The organism is Streptomyces endophyticus, from assembly GCF_035798155.1.
In the GTDB taxonomy this organism is placed as follows: Bacteria; Actinomycetota; Actinomycetes; order Streptomycetales; family Streptomycetaceae; genus Streptomyces; species Streptomyces endophyticus.
The window spans coordinates 338,308-360,753 of record NZ_JAOZYC010000001.1 but is presented as its reverse complement, the minus strand read 5'-3'; the positions used below and the strand labels follow the sequence as shown (position 1 = coordinate 360,753).

General features: G+C 71.1%; 25 protein-coding genes. 16 read left to right on the top strand and 9 right to left on the bottom strand.

Annotation, left to right across the window (positions count from 1 at the left end; genetic code table 11):
* Positions 1 to 53 precede the first annotated feature (53 nt).
* From OKJ99_RS01650 to OKJ99_RS01635, 4 genes are read right to left on the bottom strand one after another with little or no spacing between them, the layout of a single operon-like run.
* On the bottom strand, positions 54 to 758 hold the full coding sequence (locus OKJ99_RS01650; protein ID WP_326013813.1) for a TetR/AcrR family transcriptional regulator: 705 nt from the start codon (positions 756 to 758) through the stop codon (positions 54 to 56).
* A 6-nt stretch (positions 759 to 764) separates the two neighbouring features.
* Entirely contained in the window at positions 765 to 1,370 is a 606-nt protein-coding gene (locus OKJ99_RS01645; protein WP_326013812.1) for a carboxymuconolactone decarboxylase family protein, read from the bottom strand.
* Positions 1,367 to 2,236, bottom strand: coding sequence for an NAD(P)-dependent oxidoreductase (locus OKJ99_RS01640; protein WP_326013811.1), 870 nt, complete (start codon positions 2,234 to 2,236; stop codon positions 1,367 to 1,369). The genes OKJ99_RS01645 and OKJ99_RS01640 overlap by 4 nt, the downstream gene beginning before the upstream one ends.
* 2 nt (positions 2,237 to 2,238) lie before the next feature.
* Entirely contained in the window at positions 2,239 to 2,625 is a 387-nt protein-coding gene (locus tag OKJ99_RS01635) for a carboxymuconolactone decarboxylase family protein (protein ID WP_326013810.1), read from the bottom strand.
* A 231-nt stretch (positions 2,626 to 2,856) separates the two neighbouring features.
* Between OKJ99_RS01635 and OKJ99_RS01630 the strand changes: the two genes are divergently transcribed.
* From OKJ99_RS01630 to OKJ99_RS01555, 16 genes are all read left to right on the top strand, one after another.
* Positions 2,857 to 3,663 (top strand): NAD(P)-dependent oxidoreductase, encoded by an 807-nt coding sequence (locus OKJ99_RS01630; protein ID WP_326013809.1) that lies wholly within the window; start codon positions 2,857 to 2,859, stop codon positions 3,661 to 3,663.
* 62 nt (positions 3,664 to 3,725) lie between these two features.
* The gene (locus tag OKJ99_RS01625) at positions 3,726 to 4,586 is read left to right on the top strand and encodes a mycofactocin-coupled SDR family oxidoreductase (protein ID WP_326013808.1); all 861 of its coding nucleotides are present in this window, start codon (positions 3,726 to 3,728) and stop codon (positions 4,584 to 4,586) included.
* 35 nt (positions 4,587 to 4,621) lie between these two features.
* Entirely contained in the window at positions 4,622 to 4,825 is a 204-nt protein-coding gene (locus OKJ99_RS01620) for a ferredoxin (RefSeq protein WP_326013807.1), read from the top strand.
* A gap of 13 nt (positions 4,826 to 4,838) precedes the next feature.
* Positions 4,839 to 6,197: a cytochrome P450 gene (locus OKJ99_RS01615; RefSeq protein WP_326013806.1), complete on the top strand. Its 1,359-nt coding sequence runs from the start codon at positions 4,839 to 4,841 to the stop codon at positions 6,195 to 6,197.
* A gap of 34 nt (positions 6,198 to 6,231) precedes the next feature.
* Positions 6,232 to 7,896, top strand: a complete 1,665-nt coding sequence (locus OKJ99_RS01610) for a thiolase C-terminal domain-containing protein (RefSeq protein WP_326013805.1) — start codon at positions 6,232 to 6,234, stop codon at positions 7,894 to 7,896.
* 2 nt (positions 7,897 to 7,898) lie between these two features.
* Entirely contained in the window at positions 7,899 to 8,831 is a 933-nt protein-coding gene (locus tag OKJ99_RS01605; RefSeq protein ID WP_326013804.1) for an alpha/beta hydrolase, read from the top strand.
* On the top strand, positions 8,828 to 9,334 hold the full coding sequence (locus OKJ99_RS01600) for a DoxX family protein (RefSeq protein WP_326013803.1): 507 nt from the start codon (positions 8,828 to 8,830) through the stop codon (positions 9,332 to 9,334). The genes OKJ99_RS01605 and OKJ99_RS01600 overlap by 4 nt, the downstream gene beginning before the upstream one ends.
* A gap of 23 nt (positions 9,335 to 9,357) precedes the next feature.
* Positions 9,358 to 10,188: an NAD(P)-dependent oxidoreductase gene (locus OKJ99_RS01595; protein WP_326013802.1), complete on the top strand. Its 831-nt coding sequence runs from the start codon at positions 9,358 to 9,360 to the stop codon at positions 10,186 to 10,188.
* 6 nt (positions 10,189 to 10,194) lie between these two features.
* On the top strand, positions 10,195 to 11,490 hold the full coding sequence (locus tag OKJ99_RS01590; RefSeq protein ID WP_326013800.1) for an acyl-CoA dehydrogenase family protein: 1,296 nt from the start codon (positions 10,195 to 10,197) through the stop codon (positions 11,488 to 11,490).
* On the top strand, positions 11,487 to 12,512 hold the full coding sequence (locus OKJ99_RS01585; RefSeq protein ID WP_326013799.1) for a phosphotransferase family protein: 1,026 nt from the start codon (positions 11,487 to 11,489) through the stop codon (positions 12,510 to 12,512). The genes OKJ99_RS01590 and OKJ99_RS01585 overlap by 4 nt, the downstream gene beginning before the upstream one ends.
* Positions 12,509 to 13,288: an enoyl-CoA hydratase/isomerase family protein gene (locus tag OKJ99_RS01580; protein ID WP_326013798.1), complete on the top strand. Its 780-nt coding sequence runs from the start codon at positions 12,509 to 12,511 to the stop codon at positions 13,286 to 13,288. The genes OKJ99_RS01585 and OKJ99_RS01580 overlap by 4 nt, the downstream gene beginning before the upstream one ends.
* 4 nt (positions 13,289 to 13,292) lie before the next feature.
* A complete protein-coding gene (locus OKJ99_RS01575; RefSeq protein ID WP_326013797.1) occupies positions 13,293 to 14,285 on the top strand; it encodes an NADPH:quinone oxidoreductase family protein in 993 nt (330 codons plus the stop codon).
* Positions 14,282 to 15,049 (top strand): SDR family NAD(P)-dependent oxidoreductase, encoded by a 768-nt coding sequence (locus tag OKJ99_RS01570; RefSeq protein WP_326013795.1) that lies wholly within the window; start codon positions 14,282 to 14,284, stop codon positions 15,047 to 15,049. Before OKJ99_RS01575 ends, OKJ99_RS01570 begins: the two co-directional genes overlap by 4 nt.
* A gap of 60 nt (positions 15,050 to 15,109) precedes the next feature.
* Positions 15,110 to 16,567: an aldehyde dehydrogenase family protein gene (locus OKJ99_RS01565; RefSeq protein WP_326013794.1), complete on the top strand. Its 1,458-nt coding sequence runs from the start codon at positions 15,110 to 15,112 to the stop codon at positions 16,565 to 16,567.
* On the top strand, positions 16,564 to 17,781 hold the full coding sequence (locus tag OKJ99_RS01560) for a CaiB/BaiF CoA transferase family protein (RefSeq protein ID WP_326013793.1): 1,218 nt from the start codon (positions 16,564 to 16,566) through the stop codon (positions 17,779 to 17,781). Before OKJ99_RS01565 ends, OKJ99_RS01560 begins: the two co-directional genes overlap by 4 nt.
* On the top strand, positions 17,778 to 18,590 hold the full coding sequence (locus OKJ99_RS01555) for an enoyl-CoA hydratase/isomerase family protein (RefSeq protein ID WP_326013792.1): 813 nt from the start codon (positions 17,778 to 17,780) through the stop codon (positions 18,588 to 18,590). Before OKJ99_RS01560 ends, OKJ99_RS01555 begins: the two co-directional genes overlap by 4 nt.
* On the opposite strand, the gene OKJ99_RS01550 is transcribed toward OKJ99_RS01555, so the two are convergent.
* The 5 genes from OKJ99_RS01550 to OKJ99_RS01530 form a co-directional block, all read right to left on the bottom strand.
* A complete protein-coding gene (locus tag OKJ99_RS01550) occupies positions 18,575 to 19,336 on the bottom strand; it encodes an SDR family NAD(P)-dependent oxidoreductase (protein WP_326013791.1) in 762 nt (253 codons plus the stop codon). The genes OKJ99_RS01555 and OKJ99_RS01550 overlap by 16 nt on opposite strands.
* Before the next feature lie 19 nt (positions 19,337 to 19,355).
* Positions 19,356 to 20,267 (bottom strand): PaaX family transcriptional regulator, encoded by a 912-nt coding sequence (locus OKJ99_RS01545; RefSeq protein ID WP_326013790.1) that lies wholly within the window; start codon positions 20,265 to 20,267, stop codon positions 19,356 to 19,358.
* A gap of 20 nt (positions 20,268 to 20,287) precedes the next feature.
* A complete protein-coding gene (locus OKJ99_RS01540; protein ID WP_326013789.1) occupies positions 20,288 to 20,632 on the bottom strand; it encodes a hypothetical protein in 345 nt (114 codons plus the stop codon).
* Positions 20,629 to 21,921: an aromatic ring-hydroxylating oxygenase subunit alpha gene (locus OKJ99_RS01535; RefSeq protein WP_326013788.1), complete on the bottom strand. Its 1,293-nt coding sequence runs from the start codon at positions 21,919 to 21,921 to the stop codon at positions 20,629 to 20,631. Before OKJ99_RS01535 ends, OKJ99_RS01540 begins: the two co-directional genes overlap by 4 nt.
* Positions 21,922 to 22,009: 88 nt before the next feature.
* Positions 22,010 to 22,321 (bottom strand): hypothetical protein, encoded by a 312-nt coding sequence (locus OKJ99_RS01530; protein ID WP_326013787.1) that lies wholly within the window; start codon positions 22,319 to 22,321, stop codon positions 22,010 to 22,012.
* Between the last annotated feature and the right edge of the window lie 125 nt (positions 22,322 to 22,446).

The following is a 22,446-nucleotide window of genomic DNA, read 5'->3' as shown; positions in this document are numbered from 1 at the left end:
GGCCCTGCTGCTCCGTGCATGTCCGTGCATGCGCATGTGCCGCCCGCACGATATCAACCATCTCGATTCCGGAGAAGAGCGTTTCCGTCGCTGACCGGCCGCCCCTCGGCGGTCAGACCGTGGGCGAGCAGGTCCCACAGCGCCTCCGCGTCCCCGCCGCGCGTACGCACCGGCGTCCCGCTGAGCACCAGCGCGAACGAGTTGAACATGATGGCCTGCAGCATCGCCCCCGCCACCGCGCGGCAGTCGAGATCCGCGCGCACCGCGCCGTCGGCCGCCGCCTCGTCGAGGATCTCCTCCAGCAACGCGAAGATCGGGGCGAAGGCGCGGGCGGCCTCCTTGGGGTCGTCGGTCAGCAACTGCTGTGCGAACTCGGCCATACCGAGGATCTCGACGGATCGCGGGGAGCTCGGCCGCGTCGGCGGACGGCAGAGCCGGTGGTATTCGAGGGTGAAGCAACGCAGCCGGCTCAGCGCGTCCGGCTCCGTGGCGATGGCCTCGCGCAGCCGGGCCGCGGTCTTGAACACCGACTCCTCGAGGAGTGCGAGCAGCAGCTCGTGCTTGCCGCTGAAATTCTGGTAGAAGCTGCGCAGCGACTGTCCGGACTGCTTCACGACCTCCTGGACCGTGAAGTCCTTGCCCGACTCCCCGGCGAGCAGTTCCAGCGCGGCGTCGAGGAACCCCTGCACGCGCTTCTCGGCGCGGGCCCGGACTGGGTCCACGGTGCGGGCGACGGCCTGCTCCCGCCAGCTCGCCATGCGGCGTCACGCCTTGAGGTCGTCGTCGAGTACCACGTCGAAGGTCCTGAACACCATGGCGATCGTGTCGTACGCGCCGACGCTGAACACCACGTCCATCAACTGCCGCTCGTCGAGTTCCTTCGCGAGCCCCCGCCAGGTGGCGTCGGCGATCCGCGCGTCGGCGATCAGTTCGTCCACGGCTCGCAGCAGGAACCGCTCCTCCTCGCTCCAGCCGGCGGCCTCGGGGCCCTCTCCGATCCGCTCGATCTCCTCGTCCGTCATGCCCGCCTCGTGCCGGGCGATCCACACGTGCTGCCGCCACTCGTACGTGGCCTCGCGCACCGCGCTGATCCGCAGGATCAGCAGTTCGCGCTGGCGGATGGTGAGCGTGGTGGCGAAGAGGAGGTGACCGTTGAAGACGTTGAAGGCGCGGGTCAGTTCGGGGTAGTGGGCCAGGACACCGAGGGCGTTGAGGCCCTTGGGGCGCTTGGCCCCCTTCTCGGGCACCGGGTGCCGGGGCGCCGCAGGGGTGAGGGCAGCCAGCGCCTCGTGCATCTGTGGCGGCCACTGACGGACCGGCAGCGGGGCGATGCGGGGCCCGGTCGGCCCTGCCTCGGGTGTGGTGGTCATGCGTCGCCCCTCCTGGTGGCCTCGAGATACGGATACACGCGGGTGAAGTCGACGCCCGGTTCGGCCTCGGCGAACCGGCGCCACAGCGCGCCGATGAGCGCGCCGACCTCACCTGGCGCGCCCTGCTCGGCCACGGCCCCCAGATACAGCTCCACGTCCTTGGCCATCAGCGAGTTGGCGAACCCCGAGTCGTAGCTGCCGGTGAGGACGTGGCGGGGGAACTTGTCCTCGGTGGCGCCGCTGCGTCCGCTGGACGCGTTGAGGACGTCCATCAGGACCGCCGGGTCGAGACCCGCCGCGCGCCCGAAGGCGAGTGCCTCGCTGGTGGCGGCGAGCGCCGTGGCGGACAGGAAGTTGTTGGCGAGCTTCGCCGCCTGCGCCAGCCCCGGCCGCTCCCCCACTCTGCGGCGCCGCTCGCTCAGGTCGGCGAGCACCGGCTCGATCGCGGCGCAGACCTCGTCGGGGGCGGCGTACATGACGGTGAGCGTGCGGGCGCGGGCGCCCGCGACACCTCCGGAGACGGGGGCGTCGGCGTGCCCGATGCCGTGCGCGGCGAGCAGTTCGGCGACGCGCCGCGCGGCGCTCACGCCGACCGTCGAGGTGTCCACCACGTACGCCGTGCGACGATCGGCCGTTTCCATGATCTCGCGCGCGACCTTCTCGCTGGCGTCCCCGTCGGGCAGCGAGAGCACCAACACCGTCGCGCCGCGAGCGACGTCGGCCACGTCCTTGCAGGCGGTTGCGCCGGCCGGGATGCGCTCGGTGCCCGCGCTGTCGAACGCGAGGACTTCGTGGCCGCGCTGTACGAGGTTGGCGGCGAGCGCGCCGCCCATGTTGCCGAGCCCGACGAAACCGATCGTCCCCATCGTCAGACCTCATCCGCTGAGCGGTTCGCGACCTCGGTGAGGCAGCGGCGGGCGGCGTTCCCGGCCGGCACGCCGCAGTAGGCGGCGATCTGGAAGGGCAGTTCGTCGATCTCCCGCTGCGTGACGCCCGCGCGCGGTGCGGCGGTGGCGTGGGTGCGGAACTCCTCCATGCGCCCGAGCGCGGCAGTCATGGCGAGGACGAGCAGGCTGCGGTCGCGCGGGCTGAGCGCTCCGGCGCGGGCCCACACGCCCCAGGCCGTCTCGGTGATGTAGTCCTGGAACTCGGCCACGGCGGGCCGCTGGTCACGGACGGCGGCGTCGACGTAGGCGTCACCGAGCACGGCCCGGCGCATGGCGCGGGCGTCCTTCGGCGGCTCGGGGTGGGCCACGGTGCCTCCTGGTACGGAGAGTTGGCGCATCTTCGGTTTCCCTCATCGGAGAATATGGTTCTCGCGATCGCCGGGCAACAGGGCCACCCCCTCACGAGCCGGGGGAGAAAGTCGCAGCCGACACCTTCCGCGAACCCGTGGGTGAGATTACAGTTCTCGCGAAACGGAAGGGGTGTTCTTGTGGCGCGCGGATCATCTGCACCACCCGGATCACCCGGAGCCGGATCGCCCGTGAAGCGGATCGGGTTCGCCGGCGCGGGACGCATGGGGCTGCCCATGGTGCGCCGTCTGGTGGCGGCCGGACACGCGGTGCGCACCGTGGGCCGCACGCCCGAGCGCCGCGCCGCGCTGGGCGAGGAGGGCACCGAGACCGTCGGCCGCGTCGAGGACGCGGCCGAGGACGTCGACGCGTTCATCGTCTGCGTGTTCACCGACCGGCAGGTGCGGGAGGTGTGCCTCGACGGCGAACTGCTCGACGCACTGCCGGCGGGCGCGCCACTGATCGTCCACACCACGGCGAGCCCGCACACGGTCCGGGAGATCGCCGCGCGCGGCATCGACGTCCTCGACGCACCGGTCAGCGGCGGCCCGCACGACATCGCGGCCGGCCGGCTCACCGTCTTCGCGGGCGGCGACGAGGCCACTGTGGAGCGGCTGCGCCCGGTGCTCGAAGCGTACGCGGATCCGGTGCTCGCGGTCGGCCCGGTGGGTGCGGGGCAGAGCGTGAAGATGGTCAACAATGCACTGTTCACCGCCCAGTTGGGCTTGATCGCGGAGGCGGCGCGGCTCGGCCGCGGGCTCGGCATCGACGAGGCGGCACTCCTGGACGCGCTCGGCCACGGCAGCGCGGCGAGCCGGGCCCTCGCGGGGGCGGCGTCGCGGGGTTCGGTCGACCAATTCATCAGCGACGTACGGAAGTTCGTGGACAAGGACGTGGCCGTGGTCCGGCAGACCGCGGAGGGGCTCGGCGCGCGGCTCGGCGCCCTGGAGCCGGCCCTCGCGGCGCTGGATCGCACGGGGCTCCGCGCCGGATCGTAGGCGGGGCGCCCAAGCATCACCTCGTAACCGGAACAGCAGGAACCACGACAAGGGGAAGCGGCATGGGGCGAGTCGAGGGCAAGGTCGCGTTCATCACCGGCGCGGGGCGCGGGCAGGGCCGCAGTCACGCGGTGCGGCTCGCGGAGGAGGGCGCCGATGTCGTCGCGATCGACCTGTGTCGTGACTACGAGACGGTCGACTATCCGATGGCCACTCCGGAGGACCTGAAGGAGACGGCGCGGCTCGTGGAGAAGGCGGGCCGCAAGGCACTGCCCATCCAGGCCGACGTGCGCAGCATGGACGCCATGCGGGACGCGGTGGATCGCACGGTGGCCGGGTTCGGCGGCATCGACATCGTCGTGGCGCAGGCCGGCATCGCACCGCTGCAGGGCGCGCCGCCGCTGCAGGCGTGGTCCGACGCCGTCGACGTCGATCTGATCGGCAGCATCAACGCCATCCAGGCCGCCCTGCCGCACCTGCGCGAGGGCGCCTCTGTGATCGCGACCGCCTCGACGGCCGCGCTCATGGAGCACGGCATCGTGGACAACCCCGGCTCCAACCCGGGCGGCGCAGGCTACGCCTACGCGAAGCGGGCCCTGTCGGAGTACATGCACGAACTGGCCCGCAATCTCGCCCCGTTGAAGCAGCGCGCCAACGTCGTGCACCCCACGAACTGCAACACGCAGATGCTGCAGAGCGAGCCGATGTACAAGTCGTTCCGCCCGGACCTGGAGCACCCCACCCGCGAGGACGCCGAGCCGGGCTTCGCCGTGCAGCAGGCGATGCCCATCCCGTATGTGGAGCCGATCGACATCAGCAACGCGGTCCTCTTCCTCGCCTCGGACGAGGCCCGCTACATCACTGGTGTGCAGCTGCGCGTGGACGCGGGCGGCTACCTCAAGTGGTACGACTGGCGCCGCTGACGCGACATCAAGTAGATGCGGACAAGGGGTTGCTCATGAAGGTCAACGTCGACCAGGACCGCTGCCAGGGTCACACCCTCTGCGCCATGATCGCGCCGAAGGTGTTCCAGCTCAGTGAGATCGACGGGCACTCGTCACCGGTCGCCGAAGAGGTGCCTGCCGGGGAGGAGGAGGCCGCGCGCGAGGCGGTGCGCTCCTGCCCCGAGCGGGCCATCTCCCTCACCCAGACGACGACGTGAAGGAAGTACCACCGTGACCACGGACGACGAGGCGGCCCGCAAGAGCCGCCGGTACGAGTTCGACCGGCACGCCCCGGACTACCGGGAGCGGTTCGTCGAGATCACCGAGGAGATGCAGGGCCGCTGCCCACTGGCCTGGACCGACACGCACGGCGGGCACTTCGTGGCGGCCGGCCACCAGACGGTCTTCGACATCGCGCGCTCGGCCGACAAGCTCTCCAACGACCACGACGTGAACGGCGAACGCCGCGGCTATCGCGGGATCACCATCCCGCCGCCACCGCCCGACCAGGGCTTTCGCGGGGGCTTCCTGGAGATGGACCCGCCCGAGCAGCGCTACTACCGGCAAGCGCTGAACCCGTATCTGTCGCCGGCCGCGGTGCAGCGCTGGATCCCGTTCCTTGACGAGCTGATCCGGGCCTGCCTGGACGAGCGGATCGAGTCGGGGCGCATCGACTTCGTGGAGGACCTCGCCAACCCGGTGCCCGCGGTGTTCACCCTCGCCATGATGGGGATCCCGCTGAAGAACTGGCAGATCTACAACGAGCCCGCGCACGCCGGGGTCTACACGCCGCCGGACTCCCCGGACAGGGAGCGGGTGCGCGAGCTGCACATGACGATGATGCGGGACATCTTCGAGCAGATGGCGGCGATCCGCGCCACCCCGCGCCCGGGGCTCGTGAACGCGGTCCTCACCGCCGACCTCGGAGGCGCGAAGCCGTCCGACATGGACCTGCTCGGTGTGCTCGCGCTGCTGATCGGCGGCGGCTTCGACACCACGACGGCGCTCACCGGGCGTTCCGTGGAGTGGCTCTCGCAGCACCCCAAGGAGCGCGAGCGGCTCAGCCGGGAGCGGGGCACGCTGCTCGACTCGGCCACCGAGGAGTTCCTGCGCTTCTTCACCCCGGCGGTCGGCGACGGACGCACCGTGTCCGTGGACTGCGAGATGGCGGGCCAGGAGTTCAAGGAGGGCGACCGGCTCTGGCTGTCGTGGGCGATGGCCAACCGCGACCCGGCCGTGTTCCCGGACCCCAACAACGTAGACATGGAACGCAAGGGCAACCGCCACCAGGCTTTCGGTCTCGGCATCCACCGCTGCATCGGTTCCAACGTGGCGCGCGTCGTCTTCAAGCGGATGATCACGCACGTGCTCGACCGGATGCCGGACTACGTGTGCGAGGCGGAAGGGACGGTGCACTACGACTCCGTCGGCATCATCAACGGCATGCGGCATCTGCCGGCGACGTTCACGCCGGGACCGCGGCTCGGCCCCGGGCTCGACGAGACCCTGGCCAAGCTGCAGAAGGCCTGCGACGAGCAGGACCTGGCCGCTCCGGTGACCGCGCGCGGCGAACGGGCCGACATTCGCTGACCGCTTCTGGTCCCCGACCTGTGGAGGAGCCCCTGTGGCCCGGCGTTCCCTGCCCCTGCTCACCGATGACACCGCGTTCTTCTGGGCGTCCGGCGCGGACGGCCGGCTCCGCTTCCAGCGGTGCGCGGACTGTTCCGCGCTGAACCATCCGCCGCTGCCGGTGTGCCGCCGCTGCCGTGGTCACGAACTGACCGTCACCGAAGTCGCGGGCACGGCCGCCCTGGTCTCCTTCACGGTCAACGAGCGGTTCCCAGCGCCCGGCCTTGAGCCGCCGTACGTGGTGGCGCGGGTGGCCGTGGACGAGGATCCGCGGGTCCGGCTCACCACCAACATCGTGGGCTGCGAGGCGTCCGAACTGCGGCTCGGCATGCGCCTGGAGGCCGTCTTCGAGCAGGTCGAGGACGTGTGGGTGCCGCTGTTCCGGCCGTGCGCCGAACAGCCGGACCCGCTGCCCGCGCTGCCGCCCGACGATCCGGGCCCCGAGCGGATCAGAGCACTGGTCCGACCCCCGGTGAGCGCCGACCTCTTCGAGCACCGGGCGGCCCTGACCGGCACCGGCGCCTCCCGCATCGGACGGCGCCTCGGGGTGGCGCCGCTCGCGCTGGCCGTCGAGGCGTGCGAGCGGGCCGTCGCCGACTCGGGGCTCACGCTCGACGACATCGACGGCCTGGCCACGTACCCGGGTTCCGGTATCTCCGCGGGGATGGGCGAGGGCGGTGTCACCACCGTGGAGTGCGCACTCGGGATCCGGCCGACGTGGCACAACGGCGGCATGGACACCTTCGGCCCGGCCGGCTCGGTGATCGCGGCGATGCTCGCGGTCGCGGGCGGCCTGGCCCGGCACGTGCTGTGCTTCCGCACGGTGTGGGAGACCACGCACACCCAACAGATACGCAAGGGACTGCGGACGGTCCCACGCCAGGACCGGGTCGCGGACGGCGCGCAGTGGGTCGCCCCGTTCGGCGCGAGCTCCGCCGCGATCCACCTCGCGCAGAACGCTCAGCGCCACTTCCACGAGTACGGCACGACCCGCGAGACGCTCGGCTGGATCGCCCTCAACCAGCGCGCGAACGCCGCGCTCAACCCCGAGGCGATCTACCGCGACCCGCTCACCATGGACGACTACCTCTCGGCACGCCCCATCACGAGCCCCTTCGGCCTCTACGACTGTGATGTGCCGTGCGACGGATCGATCGCGGTCGTGGTGTCCGCCGTGGACGCGGCGCGGGATCTGCCCAAGCCGCCGGTCCTCGTCGAGGCGGTCGGCACACAGCTCGTCGAGCGCCTGGAGTGGGACCAGACCACGTCGACGCACGAACCGCAGGTGCTCGGGCAGGCGGCGCACCTGTGGACGCGCACCGATCTGCGACCGGATGACGTGGACGTGGCGCTGCTGTACGACGGCTTCACCGTCAACTGCCTGTCCTGGATAGAGGCGTTGGGCTTCTGCGGGATCGGTGAAGCGAAGGACTTCCTGGACGGCGGCAAGAACATCGCCCGCGACGGCGTGCTCCCCGTCAATCCGCACGGCGGTCAGCTCTCGCACGGCCGCACCCACGGCATGGGCCTGGTCCGCGAGGCGATCACCCAGCTGCGCGGCGAGGGCGGCGCCCGGCAGATCACCGGCGCCCGCACCGCCGTGGTCAGCACGGGCGGCCTCACACCGAGCGGGGTCATGCTCCTGCGGGCGGACGGGTGACGGTGCCCGGCCGTCTGCAGGCGGCCACCGATGCGGCGACCGCGCCGAGCGTGCACACCAAGACGGTCCGCGTGGACGGCTTCCCGCTCTCCGCGCGCGTATGCTCGGCCCCTTCGCCCCGCGCGGTCATCTTCGCGCTGCACGGCGGCGGCACCACTTCGCTGTACTTCGACTGCCCGGGGCGGCCGGAGTTCTCGCTGCTGCGCACGGGGGCGCAGCTCGGCTACGCGGTCGTCGCCATGGACCGGCCCGGCTACGGCATCTCCGCGCCCTGCGCCGAGCGCTACCGCGACCCGCAGCGCCGCCTGGATACGACGTACGCGGCGATGGAACGCTTCCTGGACCAACTGCCCGGCCGCCCCGCCGTGTTCGTGGCCGCGCACTCGGCGGGCTGCGAGCTGGCGATGCGGATGGCGGCCGACCCGCGCGGGCGCCGACTGCTCGGTCTGGAGATCGCGGGCACGGGGCTGCGGCACCAGGCCGACACCATCCGCGCCCTCGAGGCGGCGGGGGTGACGCGCCAGCGGTACGGCCGACGCCCGGCCGGGACTCGCGAGACGCTGTGGGGGCCGGCCGAGCTGTACGCCGAGGACGTGTGGAACACCCCGTACATCGCCTCGGACTCCCCCGCCTACGAAAGCCCCGCGCGGACGTGGGTGGAGCGCGACTTCGCCCGCCTCGCGGCCGAGGTGCACATCCCGGTGCAGTTCAGCCTCGGCGACCACGAGCGGGTGTGGGAATCCGGCCCCGCCGCACTCACCGAGATCACCGGCCTGTTCACCGCCGCTCCCCGTACCCGGACCAACGAACAGGCGGGCAGCGGCCACAACTTGAGCCTGGGCCTCGCCGCCCGCAGCTACCACCTGCGGGTGCTGGCGTTCGCCGAGGAGTGCGTCGTCGAGCAAGAGCATCGAGAGAAGGGTGAGGCCGCATGAGTGGGGCCGAGGCGTTCGCCGTACTGCTGCTGCGGTTCGTGATCGGCGCGACGATGGCCGTGCACGGGCTCAACCACTGGCGCGGCGGCGGGCGCATCGCGGGCACAGCAGGCTGGTTCGAGAGCCTGGGGCTGCGCAATGGGCGGGTGCAGGCGTGGCTGAGCGTGGTGACGGAGATCGGCTCGGGCGTGCTTCTCGCCGCCGGGTTCCTGACGCCGCTGGCCTGCGCGGCGGTCATCTCCGTGATGCTCGTCGCGGGCCTGCTCGCGCATCGCGCGAACGGCTTCTTCGTCATGAAGGACGGCTACGAGTACGTCCTCGTGCTCGCGGTGGGCACTCTCGCGCTGGCCGTGATCGGGGCGGGCCCCTGGTCCCTCGACGCGGCGCTCGACATCGAGGTGACCGGCTGGGCGGGCGGGGGTGTCGCGCTCGGTGTCGGCGTGGTGGCAACGGCCGGGCTCCTGGCCACGTTCTGGCGGCCCGCACCGTCCGAGAAGGCCTGACCATCTCTCGCGTTGGAGGACTTGTGACACACGCCGGTTTCATCGGCCTGGGCAGCCAGGGCGCCCCCATGGCCCAGCGCATCCTGACCGCCGGTCTCCCCCTCACCCTGTGGGCGCGCCGCCCCGAATCCCTTGAGCCCTTCGCCGGAACGAAGGCCGAAGTGGCCGCCACTCCGGCTGAGTTGGCTGCGGCCTGCGACGTGGTCGGCGTGTGCGTGGTGGGCGACGCCGACGTGGAGGACGTCGTCCTCGGCGATGCGGGCGTGCTCGCGGGCCTGTGCCCCGGCGCCGTACTCGCGGTGCACAGCACCGTCCACCCCGACACCTGCCGCCGCCTGGGCGCGCTGGCCGCCGAGCGCGGGGTGCAGGTCGTGGACGCGCCGGTCAGCGGCGGTGGACCGGCCGCCGCGGAAGGGAGGTTGCTCGTGATGGCGGGCGGGGAGAGCGAGGCGGTGGAGCGCTGCCGCCCGGTCTTCGCGACGTACGGCGATCCGATCGTGCACCTCGGTCCGCTGGGCGCCGGTCAGGTCACCAAGCTGCTCAACAACACACTGTTCACCGCTACGTTCGGGATCGCCGCGAGCGCGCTCGCGCTGGGACAGCGCCTCGGTGTCGAGCCGGAGCGGTTCGCCGAAGTGGCCGGGCACGGCAGCGCCGCCAGCTTCGCGCTCGGCCGGCTCGCGGCGTCGGGCTGCGATCCGACGCGCATGGGCGCTGTCGCGGGCGGGCTGCTCGGCAAGGACGTACGGCTGATGGGTTCGCTTGTCGACGGGACCGATGCGGAGACGGTTCTCGACCAGGCCCGAGTCGCCCTGGAACGCATGGGCGCGCCGCTCGTTACGGACAAGGAGTAGTCACCCATGGCATGGGACTTCGAGACGGACCCCGAGTTCCAGAGGCTGCTCGACTGGGCCGACACCTTCGTACGCGAAGAGGTCGAACCCCTCGATCTGGCCTTCCCCGGGCAGCAGTTCACCCCACCGGGGCCCGAGCTCCGTAAGATCGTCACGCCTCTGAAGGACGAGGTGCGCCGCCACCGCCTGTGGGCCGCCCACCTGGGGCCCGAGCTCGGCGGCGAGGGCTACGGACAGCTCAGGCTCGCTCTGCTCAACGAGATCCTGGGCCGCTCCGAATGGGCGCCGGTCATCTTCGGCTGCCAGGCCCCGGACACCGGCAACGCCGAGATCATTGCCCACTACGGCACGGAGGACCAGAAGGCGAAGTACCTGCGGCCGCTGCTCGACGGCGAGGTGTTCTCCTGCTACTCGATGACCGAACCGCAGGCGGGCGCCGACCCGGCCCTCTTCGAGACACGGGCGGCCCCCGACGGGTTCGGCGGCTGGGTCATCGACGGCTGGAAGTTCTTCTCCTCCAACGCCCGCACGGCCGCGTTCTTCATCGTCATGGCGGTGACGGACCCGGAGGCGGGACCGTACGAGGGCATGTCGATGTTCCTCGTCCCGGCCGACACACCGGGCATCCGCATCGAACGCGACGTCGGCCTGGGCGACGAGCCGATGGGCGACGGCGCGCACGCGCTCATTCACTACGACGGTGTACGTGTGCCCGACGAGGCCCTCCTCGGCGGCCCCGGCCAGGCCTTCGCCATCGCCCAGACCCGGCTCGGCGGCGGCCGCGTGCACCACGCCATGCGCACCATCGGCCACGCACAGAAGGCGCTGGACATGATGTGCGAGCGCGCACTGAGCCGCCGCACGCGCGACGGGGTGCTTGCGGACAAGCAGTTCGTGCAGGGCTACGTCGCCGACTCGTACGCCCAGCTCACCCAGTTCCGGCTGTTCGTGCTGTACGTCGCCTGGTCGATCGACAAGCACAACGACTACAAACGCGTCCGCAAGGACATCGCCGCCGTGAAAGTCGTCATGCCGCAGGTGCTGCACGACATCGCGCAGCGCGCCGCCCAGGTGCACGGGGCGCTGGGGATGAGCAACGAGATGCCGTTCCAGAAGATGCTGCTCGGCGCGGGAGTGATGGGCATGGCCGACGGCCCCACCGAGGTCCACAAGGTCACCGTCGCCCGTCAGGTGCTGCGCGGCCACCAGGCCGTGGACGGGCTGTGGCCGACCGGCCATCTGCCCACGCGCCGGGAGGCGGCCATCGCCAAATACGCGCCCGAGGAGGACGAGAAACCGTGATCGACATCGAACGTCTCACGACCTGGCTCGACGGCCTCGACCTCCCCGGCAAGGGCGAACCGCTCACCCACGCCTTCGTCTCCGGCGGCACCCAGAACGAGATCTACGAGATCCGGCGCGGCCCCCTGCACTGCGCGCTGCGCATCCCGCCGCCCACCGCGCCGGCCTCCCGCGACCAGGGCATCCACCGCGAGTGGCGGATCATCGAGGCGCTCGCGGGCACGGATGTGCCGCACACTCCGGCGGTCGCCGTGTGCACGGACCCGTCGGTCCTCGGCCGCACCTTCTACCTCATGGGGTTCGTGGACGGCTGGTCCCCGATGAACCTGAAGGACAAGAAGTGGCCGGAGCCGTTCGCCGTCGACGCCGTCGCCCGGCGCGGCCTGGCCGAGCAACTCACCGACGGAATAGCCCTGTTGTCGAAGGTCGACTGGCGGGCGAAGGGCCTCTCCGACCTCGGCCGCCCCGACGGCTTCCACCAGCGGCAGGTGGACCGCTGGACGTCCTTCCTGGAGCGCGTCCGCACCCGGGACATCCCCGGGCTCGACGCGGCCTCGGCCTGGCTGCGCGCCCACAAGCCGCTGGACTACACACCGGGCCTGATGCACGGCGACTACCAGTTCGCCAACGTGATGTTCCGGCACGGCGCGCCCGCCCGGCTGGCGGCGGTCGTCGACTGGGAGATGGGCACGGTCGGCGACCCCAAGCTGGATCTGGCGTGGATGCTGCACAGCTGGCCCGAGGACACCACGGCGCCGGAGGCCGCGACGTCCGGGTACGTGGACCTCACCGGCATGCCCTCGCGGGACGAACTCCTCACTCGATACAGCGAGTTGTCGGGCCGTCAGGTCGACGACTTCGACTACTACGCCGTGCTGGCGAAGTGGAAGCTCGCGATCGTCCTGGAGCAGGGCTACCAGCGGGCCGGCAACGACCCGAAGCTCCAGGCGTACGGACCGATGATCCTGAAGCTGATGCGCGAGGCCGCGGACCTCGCGGGAGCGTCGGGGTACCGGGGATGAGCGACGAGAACGTACTGATCCGGGAACGCTCCGGGAACGTCCTGGTGGCCCGCCTCAACCGGCCCGGGGCCCGCAACGCCCTCACTCCCGAGCTGATGGCCGCCCTGGGCCGTGCCCTGCTGGACGCGGAGTCCGACCCCGACATCCGCGCCGTGGTGCTCACCGGCAGCGGCGACCGGGTGTTCTGCCCCGGCATGGACCTGCGGGCGTTCGCCAACGGGACGCAGATGGGGCTCGGCGACGATCCGGGACGGGCCGCGTACCAGCGCTTCACGGGCGGCGGGAGCACCATCCCGGTCGTGGGCGCCGCCAACGGCAGCGCGCTCGGCGGCGGCATGGAACTGCTGCTGGCCTGCGACGTGGTGGTGGCCTCGGAGACGGCGAAGTTCGGCTTCCCGGAGGTCAAGCGCGGGCTGTTCCCGGCCGGTGGCGGGGCGGCGCTCGGCACCCGGATCCCGTTGGCGCACGCACTGGAGCTGGTACTCACGGGAGACCCCGTGGACGCGCGGCGGGCACACGAGATCGGCCTCGTGAACACCGTGGTCGGCGCCGACCACGTACTGAGCGCCGCGCTGGAGTTGGCGGGCCGCATCGCGGCGAACGCACCTCTGGGCCTGTCCGCCGTCAAGGAGCTCGTGCGCACCACGCTCACCGATCCGGACCGCGCCGCCGCCCGTGAGCGGGAGCTCCAGCGTTCCGTCTTCGGCAGCGAGGACGCGAAGGAGGGCGCGACGGCCTTCATGGAGAAGCGCGCCCCCGTGTGGCGGGGGTGCTAAGGCAATGAAGGCGGCACAGTGCACCGCGTACGGGCCCCCGGAGACCGTCCGGGTCGCCGACGTGCCCGCGCCCGCCCTCGCGGCGGGCCAGGTCCGGGTGCGGGTCGACGTGGCGGCCGTCAACTACCCGGACGTACTGCTCGTCGCCGGGCAGTACCAGCTGCCGGTGGAGCCGCCGTTCGTCCCGGGCAGCGAATTCGCGGGAGTCGTCGAGGCCGTCGCGGACGAGGGGACCGGCGTACGGGTCGGGGACCGGGTGTGCGGAACGGCGATGGTCGGCGCGTTCGCCGAGCAGGCCGTGGCGTCGGCGCGGTCGGTGACCCCGGTGCCGGACGGCGTGGACCTCACGGTGGCGGCGGCGTTCGGCGTGGCGCACCGCACCGCTTACCACGCGCTGCACACGATGGCCCAAGTCGCGGCGGGACAGGAGCTGGTGGTCCTTGGCGCGGGCGGCGGAGTGGGACTGGCCGCCGTGCAGTTGGGGGCGCTCGCCGGGGCGGGGGTCACGGCGGTGGCCTCGTCGCAGCGGAAGCTGGAGGTGGCGAAGGCGCAGGGTGCGGCGGTGCTGATCGACCACCGCGAGGGCGGGCTGCGGGCCGCGCTCAAGGAGGCGCTGCCCGCCGGGGCGGATGTGGTGCTCGATCCGGTGGGCGGCACGCTGACCGAGCCGGCGCTGCGGTCGGTGCGCTGGGGCGGCCGGTTCGTCACCATCGGCTTCGCGGCCGGCATTCCGCGCCTCCCGCTCAACCTCGTTCTCCTCAAGGGAGTTCAGGTGACTGGCTTCCAACTGCGCGATCTGGCCGCGCACGTGCCCGAGCCGTTCGAGGCGAACGAGGAGCGGTTGCGCGCGCTGTTTACCGCGGGCGCCGTACGCCCGCACATCGGCGCCGAGTTCACCCTCGCGGACACGGCGGCGGCGCTGCGCTGCGTGGCGGACGGAGAGGCGATCGGGAAGGTCGTCGTTCGGGTCACCGACGAAGGGAACACTGAGCAGTGAACACCCTGGCCGCACTCCACGACCTGACCGGCAAGACAGCCGTCGTCACCGGCGGCTCGCGCGGTATCGGCCGCGCCATCGCCGGGGCCCTCGCCGAGGCGGGCGCCGACGTGGTGGTCGCCTCCCGCAAGCTCGACGCCTGCGAGACGGCGGCTACCGAGATCGCCAAGGAATCCGGGCGGCGGGCCGAGGCGGTCGCCTTCCACGCCGGGCACTGGGCCGACTGCGACCGCCTCGTCGGCGAGACCCTCGACCGGCTCGGGCGCCTCGACGTACTGGTCAACAACGCGGGTATGTCACCGCTCTACACGGACCTGACCGGCATCAGCGAGGAGCTGTACGACAAGACCCTCGCGGTGAACCTGAAGGGCCCGTTCCGGCTGGCCGTGCTGGCCGCCACACACATGGCGGAGCACGACGGCGGCTCGGTCGTCAACGTCGGCACGGCTGGTTCGCTGACCGCCAGCACCCGCGAGCTCCCCTACGCCTGTGCGAAGGCGGGCCTCAACGCGCTGACCGTCGGCCTCGCGGAGGCGTACGCACCGAAGGTGCGTGTCAACGCGATCCTGCCGGGCCCCTTCGCCACCGACCTGTCGCGCGGCTGGGCGCCCGAGGACCCCGACGAGGCGCCGTTCGTGCCGCTCGGCCGGATGGGCCGCCCCGAGGAGGTGGCCCCGCTGGCCGTGCACCTGGCGTCGGCGGCATCGAGCTTCACCACCGGCGCGATCATCCGCGTCGACGGCGGCATCACCCGCAAGGTCTGAGTTCCCTTTGCCTTAAAGGCACTTCACGAGTCCCGCATCCACGCAGGAGGCGCACCGCCCATGACCGACAAAGCCCCCGACCGGCGGCTGCTGATAGACGGCCGGCTCTCCGGCACCGCAGCCACCTTCGCCTCCGTCAACCCGGCCACCGGCGCCGTCCTGGGCCACGCTCCCGACGCGGGCCCCGCCGAGGCCGAAGCCGCGATCGCCGCCGCACGCAACGCCTTCGACACCACGTCGTGGGCCACGGACCGGGACCTGCGCGCCCGCTGCCTCGACCAGCTGCACGGGGTCCTCGTGGACCACAAGGAAGAGCTGCGGGCTCTGACGATCACCGAGGTCGGCGCCCCGCACCAGCTCACAACGGGGGCCCAGCTGGAGGAGCCGATCGGCGTCGTGCGCTGGTACGCGGACCTGTTGCCGACGTACGAGTTCAGCAGGGACCTCGGCGTGCACGAGGCCCGCGGCGCGCGGCACCACCGCTGGGTGGAGAAGGAGGCGGCCGGGGTGGTCGCGGCGATCATCCCGTACAACTACCCGAACCAGATCGCCCTCGCCAAGCTGGCCCCCGCCCTCGCCGCGGGCTGCACCGTCGTGCTCAAGGGCGCGCCCGACACACCCCTCGTCACGCTCGCCCTCGGCGAGCTGATCGCCGAGCACACCGACATCCCACCGGGCGTCGTCAACGTCCTCTCCTCCTCGGGTGCGGCGGCCGGCGAGCTGATGACCACGCACAAGGACGTCGACGTCGTCACGTTCACCGGCTCGACCGCGACCGGCCGCCGGATCATGGCGGCGGCCTCCGGGACGGTCAAGCGGGTCTTCCTGGAACTGGGCGGCAAGTCCCCCATGGTCGTGCTCGACGACGCCGACCTGCAGGCGGTGTCGATGATGGCGGCGTTCATGTCCTGCAGCCACGCCGGCCAGGGCTGCGCCATCTGCACCCGCCTCCTGGTCCCCCGCGCGCGGCACGACGAGATCGTAGAGATGGTCGCCGGCGGCCTCGCCCACATCCCGGTCGGCGACCCGACCGACCCTGCCGTCTACATGGGCCCGCTGATCAGCGAGCGGCAGCGCGTCAAGGTCGACGCGATGGTGCAGCGGGCCGTCGCCGACGGGGCGAAGCTGGTGTGCGGCGGCGAGCGGATGCCGGGCCCCGGCTTCTTCTACAAGCCGACACTGCTGGCCGGGGTCGACCCGGACAGCGAGATCGCGCAGGAGGAGGTCTTCGGCCCGGTCCTCTCCGTCATCCCGTACGACGACGAGGCGGAGGCAATTCGTATCGCCAACAACTCCGCGTACGGCCTTTCGGGCGCCGTCTTCTCCGCGTCCGACGAGCGGGCGGTGGGTGTGGCGCGGCGCATCCGCTCCGGCACGTTCAGCATCAACGGCGGCAGCTACTTCGCCCCCGACAGCCCCTTCGGCGGCTACAAGCAGTCGGGGGTAGGCCGCGAGTACGGGCTCGAAGGGCTCGCGGAATTCCTGGAGACGAAGACGTTCGGGGCGGTGGCCAAGTGAGTGTGAAGCCTCTGGAGGGAATCCGCGTCATCGAGGTCGCGATGTACGGCTTCGTGCCCTCGGGCGGCGCCGTCCTCGCCGACTGGGGCGCGGATGTCATCAAGATCGAGCACGCGGTGAACGGGGACCCGCAGCGCGGGCTGCGCCGCACCGGCGCGTTCGTCATCGAGGAGGGCGAGCCGAACCCGAACATCGAGCACGCCAACCGCGGCAAGCGCAGCCTGGGACTCGACATCTCGAAGCCGGAGGGCCTTGAGGTGCTGCGGGAACTGGTCGCGGGCGCCGATGTGTTCCTCACCAGTTTCCTGCCACGGGCCCGCCAGAAGTTCGCCATAGAGCCCGGCGACATCCGCGCGATCAAGCCGGACATCGTCTACGCCCGCGGCAGCGCCTTCGGTCCGCAGGGACCCGAGTCCGACAAGGGCGGCTACGACATGACGGCGTTCTGGGCGCGCTCGTCGGCCGCCGCGAGCATCTCCCCGGAGGGCCTCGACGGCATCCTGCCGCTGCCCGTGCCCGCGTACGGGGACACGATCTCCGGGACGAACCTCGCGGGCGGCATCGCGGCCGCGCTCGTCAGGCGGGAGCGTACGGGTGAGGGCTCCGTGGTGGACGTCTCGCTGCTCGGCAGCGGGGTGTGGGCGATGGGACACGGCATCGCGCTTGCGCGGGCGAAGAAGCAGCCGTGGGTGATGGCGATGCCCGGCGGTCCGAACGGCATGGCCAACCCGCTCAGCGGCATCTACCGCACCTCCGACAACCGGCACCTGTCCCTGGTGATGCTCCAGCCGCAGAAGTACTGGGCGGATGTGTGTCGGCACATCGACCGCCCCGAGCTCGCCGAGGACCCGCGCTTCGCGACCGCGGAGCTGATCGCCGAGCATGCCGAGGAGGGCGTCGCGCTGCTCCGCGAGGTCATCGCCACACGTCCGCTCGCCGAGTGGGCCGAACGCTTCGTCACCCTGTCCGGGCCGTGGGCTCCGGTCCAGGACTCGGTCCAGGTCGGCGACGACGTCCAGGTGCGCGCCAACAAGTACGTGACCCACGCCGGAAGTCTCGAACTGGCCGCAAGCCCGGTCCAGTTCGAGGCCGAGCCGCTCGACCACCTCGACCCCGCCCCCGAGTTCGCCGCCCACACCGAGCAGATCCTGCTGGAACTCGGCATGGACTGGGAACGCATCCTCGCCCTGAAGGAGTCAGGCGCAGTCACATGAACCGGGGCGGTCACGTGACCGGCGGCGCGGAGAAGGACGATCTGGGCACAACCGGGCTGCGTCTCGAACGGGACGGTGTCATCGCCTGGTGTCACATCGACCGCCCAGAGGCACGCAACGCGCTGACCCCTGCGATGTACTTCGGCATCAAGCGGGCGGTACGTCTCGTCAACGCCGACCCGGAGCTGGCCGCGCTCATCATCACGGGCACGCACGATGTCTTCGCGCCCGGCGGTGATCTGGGCGGCCGTGCGCAGCCGGGCGACGCGGACGTGTCCGCCCTCGGCCACGACATCCTGCCGTTCACCGCCGTCCGGGAGTCACGCGCCCCGGTGGTCGCCGCGGTGAACGGGATCTGTCAGGCGGGCGGGCTGCTCATCGCGATGATGGCGGACATCGCGGTGGTCAGTGACCGGGCGACGTTCCGGGTGCCGGAGCTGCTGCGCGGCATCCCGGACGCGACGTTCGCGGCGGCACTGCCCGCGCACGTGGGGGTGGCGGCGGCCCGCGACCTGCTGCTGTCGGCTCGCCGCTTCGACGCCGCGGAGGCTTTGCGGCTCGGCCTGGTCTCGCGTGTCGTCCCGCACGAAGAGCTGCGGGAGGCGGCCCTGGCGGCGGCCCATCAAGTGCTGCGGACGCCGCCGATGGCACGGATGCACGTCAAGCGGATGCTCAACGAGCGGTACGGGAACATCGACTACCAGACGATGTTCTGGGCGCTGGAGGAGTCCCCCGAACCCCGGGAGGGGATGCGGGCGTTCATGGAGAAGCGGCAGCCCGACTGGGTGCCGGATCAGCCGGCTACGTAGCCACCGTCGACCGGCAGCGCCACCCCCGTCACGAACGAGGAGGCGTCGCTCGCCAGGAACAGCACGGCGGCGGCGAGTTCGGAGGGCAGGCCCCAGCGATGCACGGGCTGCGCCTTCATGACGGCGTCGGGCGGCGGCTCGGGGCTCTGGGCGCTCGCACCCGCGAGACCGGTCCATGTCATGCCGGGGCAGACGGCGTTGATGCGGATGCCCTGGGTCGCGTAGTCGAGCGCGGCGGACTTGGTCATCTGCACGACTCCGCCCTTGGCGGCCGCGTAGACGGAGTGCTTCTTCCAGCCGACGAGCGCGGCGGACGAGGCGGTGTTCACGACCGAGCCGCCACCGGTGCGCAGCATGGCGGCGATGCCGTACTTCATGCCGAGGAAGACGCCCTTGAGGTTGACGGCGATGACATCGTCGAAGGTGGCCTCGTCCTGTTCGACGAGGGGTTTGCGGGGGCCGCCGAACCCGGCGTTGTTGAACAGCACGTCGAGCCGCCCGAAGCGTTCCTCGGCCACGCCGATCATGTGCTTCACGTCGGCGGCGACCGAGACATCGGCGTGTACGGCGACGGCGGTGTCATCCCCTATCTCCTTGGTCACGGCGTCCTGTTCGCCGCTGCGGTCGGCGCACACGACCTTGGCGCCGTGCTCGGCGAAGAGCAGGGCGGTGGCCCGGCCGATGCCCGATCCGGCGCCGGTGACGACGGCGACCTTCCCGGCGAGACTCCCTGCGGCACTGGTCATGTCGTGCGCCTCCTTGAGCTCAGAACTTCCCTGATGGCTCGGTGGTGCGATGGTTCGCCTCGTCCGCGAGGGCCGGCTCGTGCTCGGCGATGACCTGCCGGACGCGCACCTCGGCGAGCGGCCCCAACGCGTCGTAGACCTGCGCGAACAGGGCGCGTGCCGCGTGCCCCGGCCAGTTGTCGGGCAGCAGGTCGGCGGGCAGCTCCGGGTCGGTGCTGACCATCTGGAGCCACTCCTCCTTGACCTTGGTCCGGGCGGCCAACGCCTCCGCCGAGCCCACCTGCCCGGCCGCCGTGCGCTCCGCCAATTCGCGGTGGCGCGCGATGAATTCGGCGTACGCGGCGCCGATGGCGTCCAGGTCCCAGGCGGCCAGCGGGTCACCGTCGCCCTGGGTGTGGGTGAGCGTGGAGCGCAGCACGGTGGCGCTGCGCACGCCGACGCTGCGCAGCAGTTCGGCGGTCTGCCCGTGATCGGCACGCGGCGACATCCACACGCCGTCGTACACGGCGGCGTAGCCGAGGAAGCGCAGGCGCCGGCGGATGACGTGGCGCAGGTCGCGCTGTTCGTCGGGGACGGAGAAGATCACGGTGGTCCACAGCCCGTCCCAGGGCCGGCCGGGGGTGCCGAACTCCATCATGCGCAACTGCGTCTGCTCCAGGACGCGGGCCGTGTCCTGCGTCATCCGGTAGTACGTGCGGCGCCCCCGCTTCTCCGCCTCCAGAACACCCCGCCGGGCGAGCCGCCCGATGGCCGCGCGGGCGCTGACCGGCGTGCTGCCGAAGTCGGAGAGCAGGGCCACCAGGGCGGCGGACGGCAGGGGTTCACGGGTGGCGGACCAGTGGTCGGTGAACAGGCCGAGGACGAGGTGCTGCGGGTTGGCACCGGTCTGGGACCTCGGCAGGTCGACGTCGGCGAGAATCTGCGCATTCATCGGCGTGAGCGTACGTGGCCTCACACCGCGGGTTCGACGAGGGTGTCGAAGAACGCGGCGCCGGCGTCGGGGATGCTCGGCTGCTCGAAGACGTTGACCGCGTACGAGACGAGGATCATCGAGAACAGCAGCCTCAACAGCCGCAGTTCGGGCTCCGGAAGCGCGTCGAGGTCGAGGGTGTCGAGATGGGCGATGGCGGCCTCGGCGCGCGGCGCTATGGCGTCGTAGAACACACCGAGTTCCGTCATGTCCTTGCTCAGGCGCATGTCGTAGCGCTCCTGCCGGGTGGGCAGCGCCCAGTCGACGACGTACGGCTCGAGCTCACGGAAGCCCTCGGGCAGGAGCGGCTGGGTCGCGGCGGTCATCGGGAGACCTCCTGGTGGGCGGCGACGGTGTCGCGGACGGTCTTGTGGAAGTGCCGGATGAGCAGTTCCTGGTCGCTGAGGTGGAACTCGCGGTTGGCGCGGGACTTGAGGCCGGAGTGGGTGGCCTCGATGGTGTTCACGTCCTGCATGGCGAACTCGATGGTGCTGTCGACGACGATTTCCTGCGCGAGCCGCTGCTGGGCGTTCTCGGGCGGCACGAAGTAGAGGTCGATGTCGTAGATGTGCGAGTCGACGCTCTCGGGCCAGTACGTGTACGTGATGTAGAAGCCGCGGGCCCAGATCTGCACGGAGAGGTTGGGGAAGAGCCAGAACTGGTCGTTGCCCCAGGAGCGGATGTCCCCCTTGTTCAGGAACTCGGGGAGCGGCCCGAGCTCGGGCACGTCGTCGGGGCCGAAAAGGCCGGCGCGGAAGAGGCGGTAGACCCACTTCTGGTCGTTCCGGGCCGGGCCGAGCGCGCCCGGCGCACGCGGCGGCAGCGGCGGCGGTCCCGGCACCGAGGTGAGCATGTGCGGGGTGAACAGGTCGTAGTGGTAGGAGTCGACGGGCGGCACCATCTTCTCGGCCTTGGCGACGTCCTTGTCGATGAACCGGGCGTGCACGTACGGCGGGTGGTACCACTCGCACACCGAGTCGACGGCGAGCTTCCAGTTGCCCTTGATGTGCGCGCGGAACCCGTAGCGCTGGGTCATCTTCTCGAAGGGATACTGCTCCAGCTCGAGAAGCCGGTCGCCGAGGTAGCTGCGCAGCGGCACCGGATCCTCGGCGAGATTGACGAACACGAACCCGGCGAACTCCTCGCAGTGCACCGGCGGCATCCGCAGCCGCTTCTTGTCGAGGTCGAAGAACTCCTGCTCGTTCGTGACATGGCTGACCTGCCCGTCGAGCCCGTAGCGCCAGCCGTGGTACTTGCAGTGGAACTGCCGGCACATCCCGGCGCTCTCCTCCTGCGGATGCTCCTGCCACACGACCTTGTTGCCCCGATGCGCGCAGACGTTGTGGAAGGCGTGCACCTGGCCGCCGGCGCCGCGGGTCACCACGATCGAGGCGAGGTTGCCCGGCAGCTCGCGGGTGAAGTAGGAGCCTCGGCGCGCCAGTTGCTCAGAGCGGCCGACGTAGAGCCAGGACCGCTGGAAGATCGCGGCGCGCTCAGCCTCGAAGAACTCGGGCGAGACGCAGTCCTCGTAGGAGACGGGTCCGGTGCCCAGCTCCGGGTAGTTCGGAGTGAACTTGCCCTTGCCGGTGGCCAGTCGTTCCTGAAGTTCCGTCATGGAGCGGTTCCTCTCGGTCACTTGTGCCGAACGCTCGTCATCACACCCTCATACTAGACAGTTAAATACACCAGGCGCCATACAACTGTCACCTATCGGCGGGAAGATAGCCGTAGGCGGCGTTGTCCACGTCCGCATCGACCTTGGCAAGGAAGACGAAGCTGACGACGAACGCGATCACCATGAGGCCCGCCAGGTCGATCGCGAGCCAGAGGAGGATGCCGGCCCACCGCCGATGGCTCCCCGCCCCATGGGAGCGGAATGCTCTTCCTCCGGATAACCGGTCGCGATAGGGAAGATTGCGTATTGATCCGCTGCAAGTGCCGTAGCTGCCGACCGATTGGCCGCAGTAGCCTTTTGTCCCCCGTTGACGGTTGATGCGACACGAGATATACCCCATGTCATTCCAACCGGACCAGCACAATGATCGGCTTCCCACCGAGCCATTGAGCCTCGGCGGGATTCCGAAGGAGACAGGTGTACTAACCCTGCAATCCAGTACCGCAAACAACGGGGGACGGATAC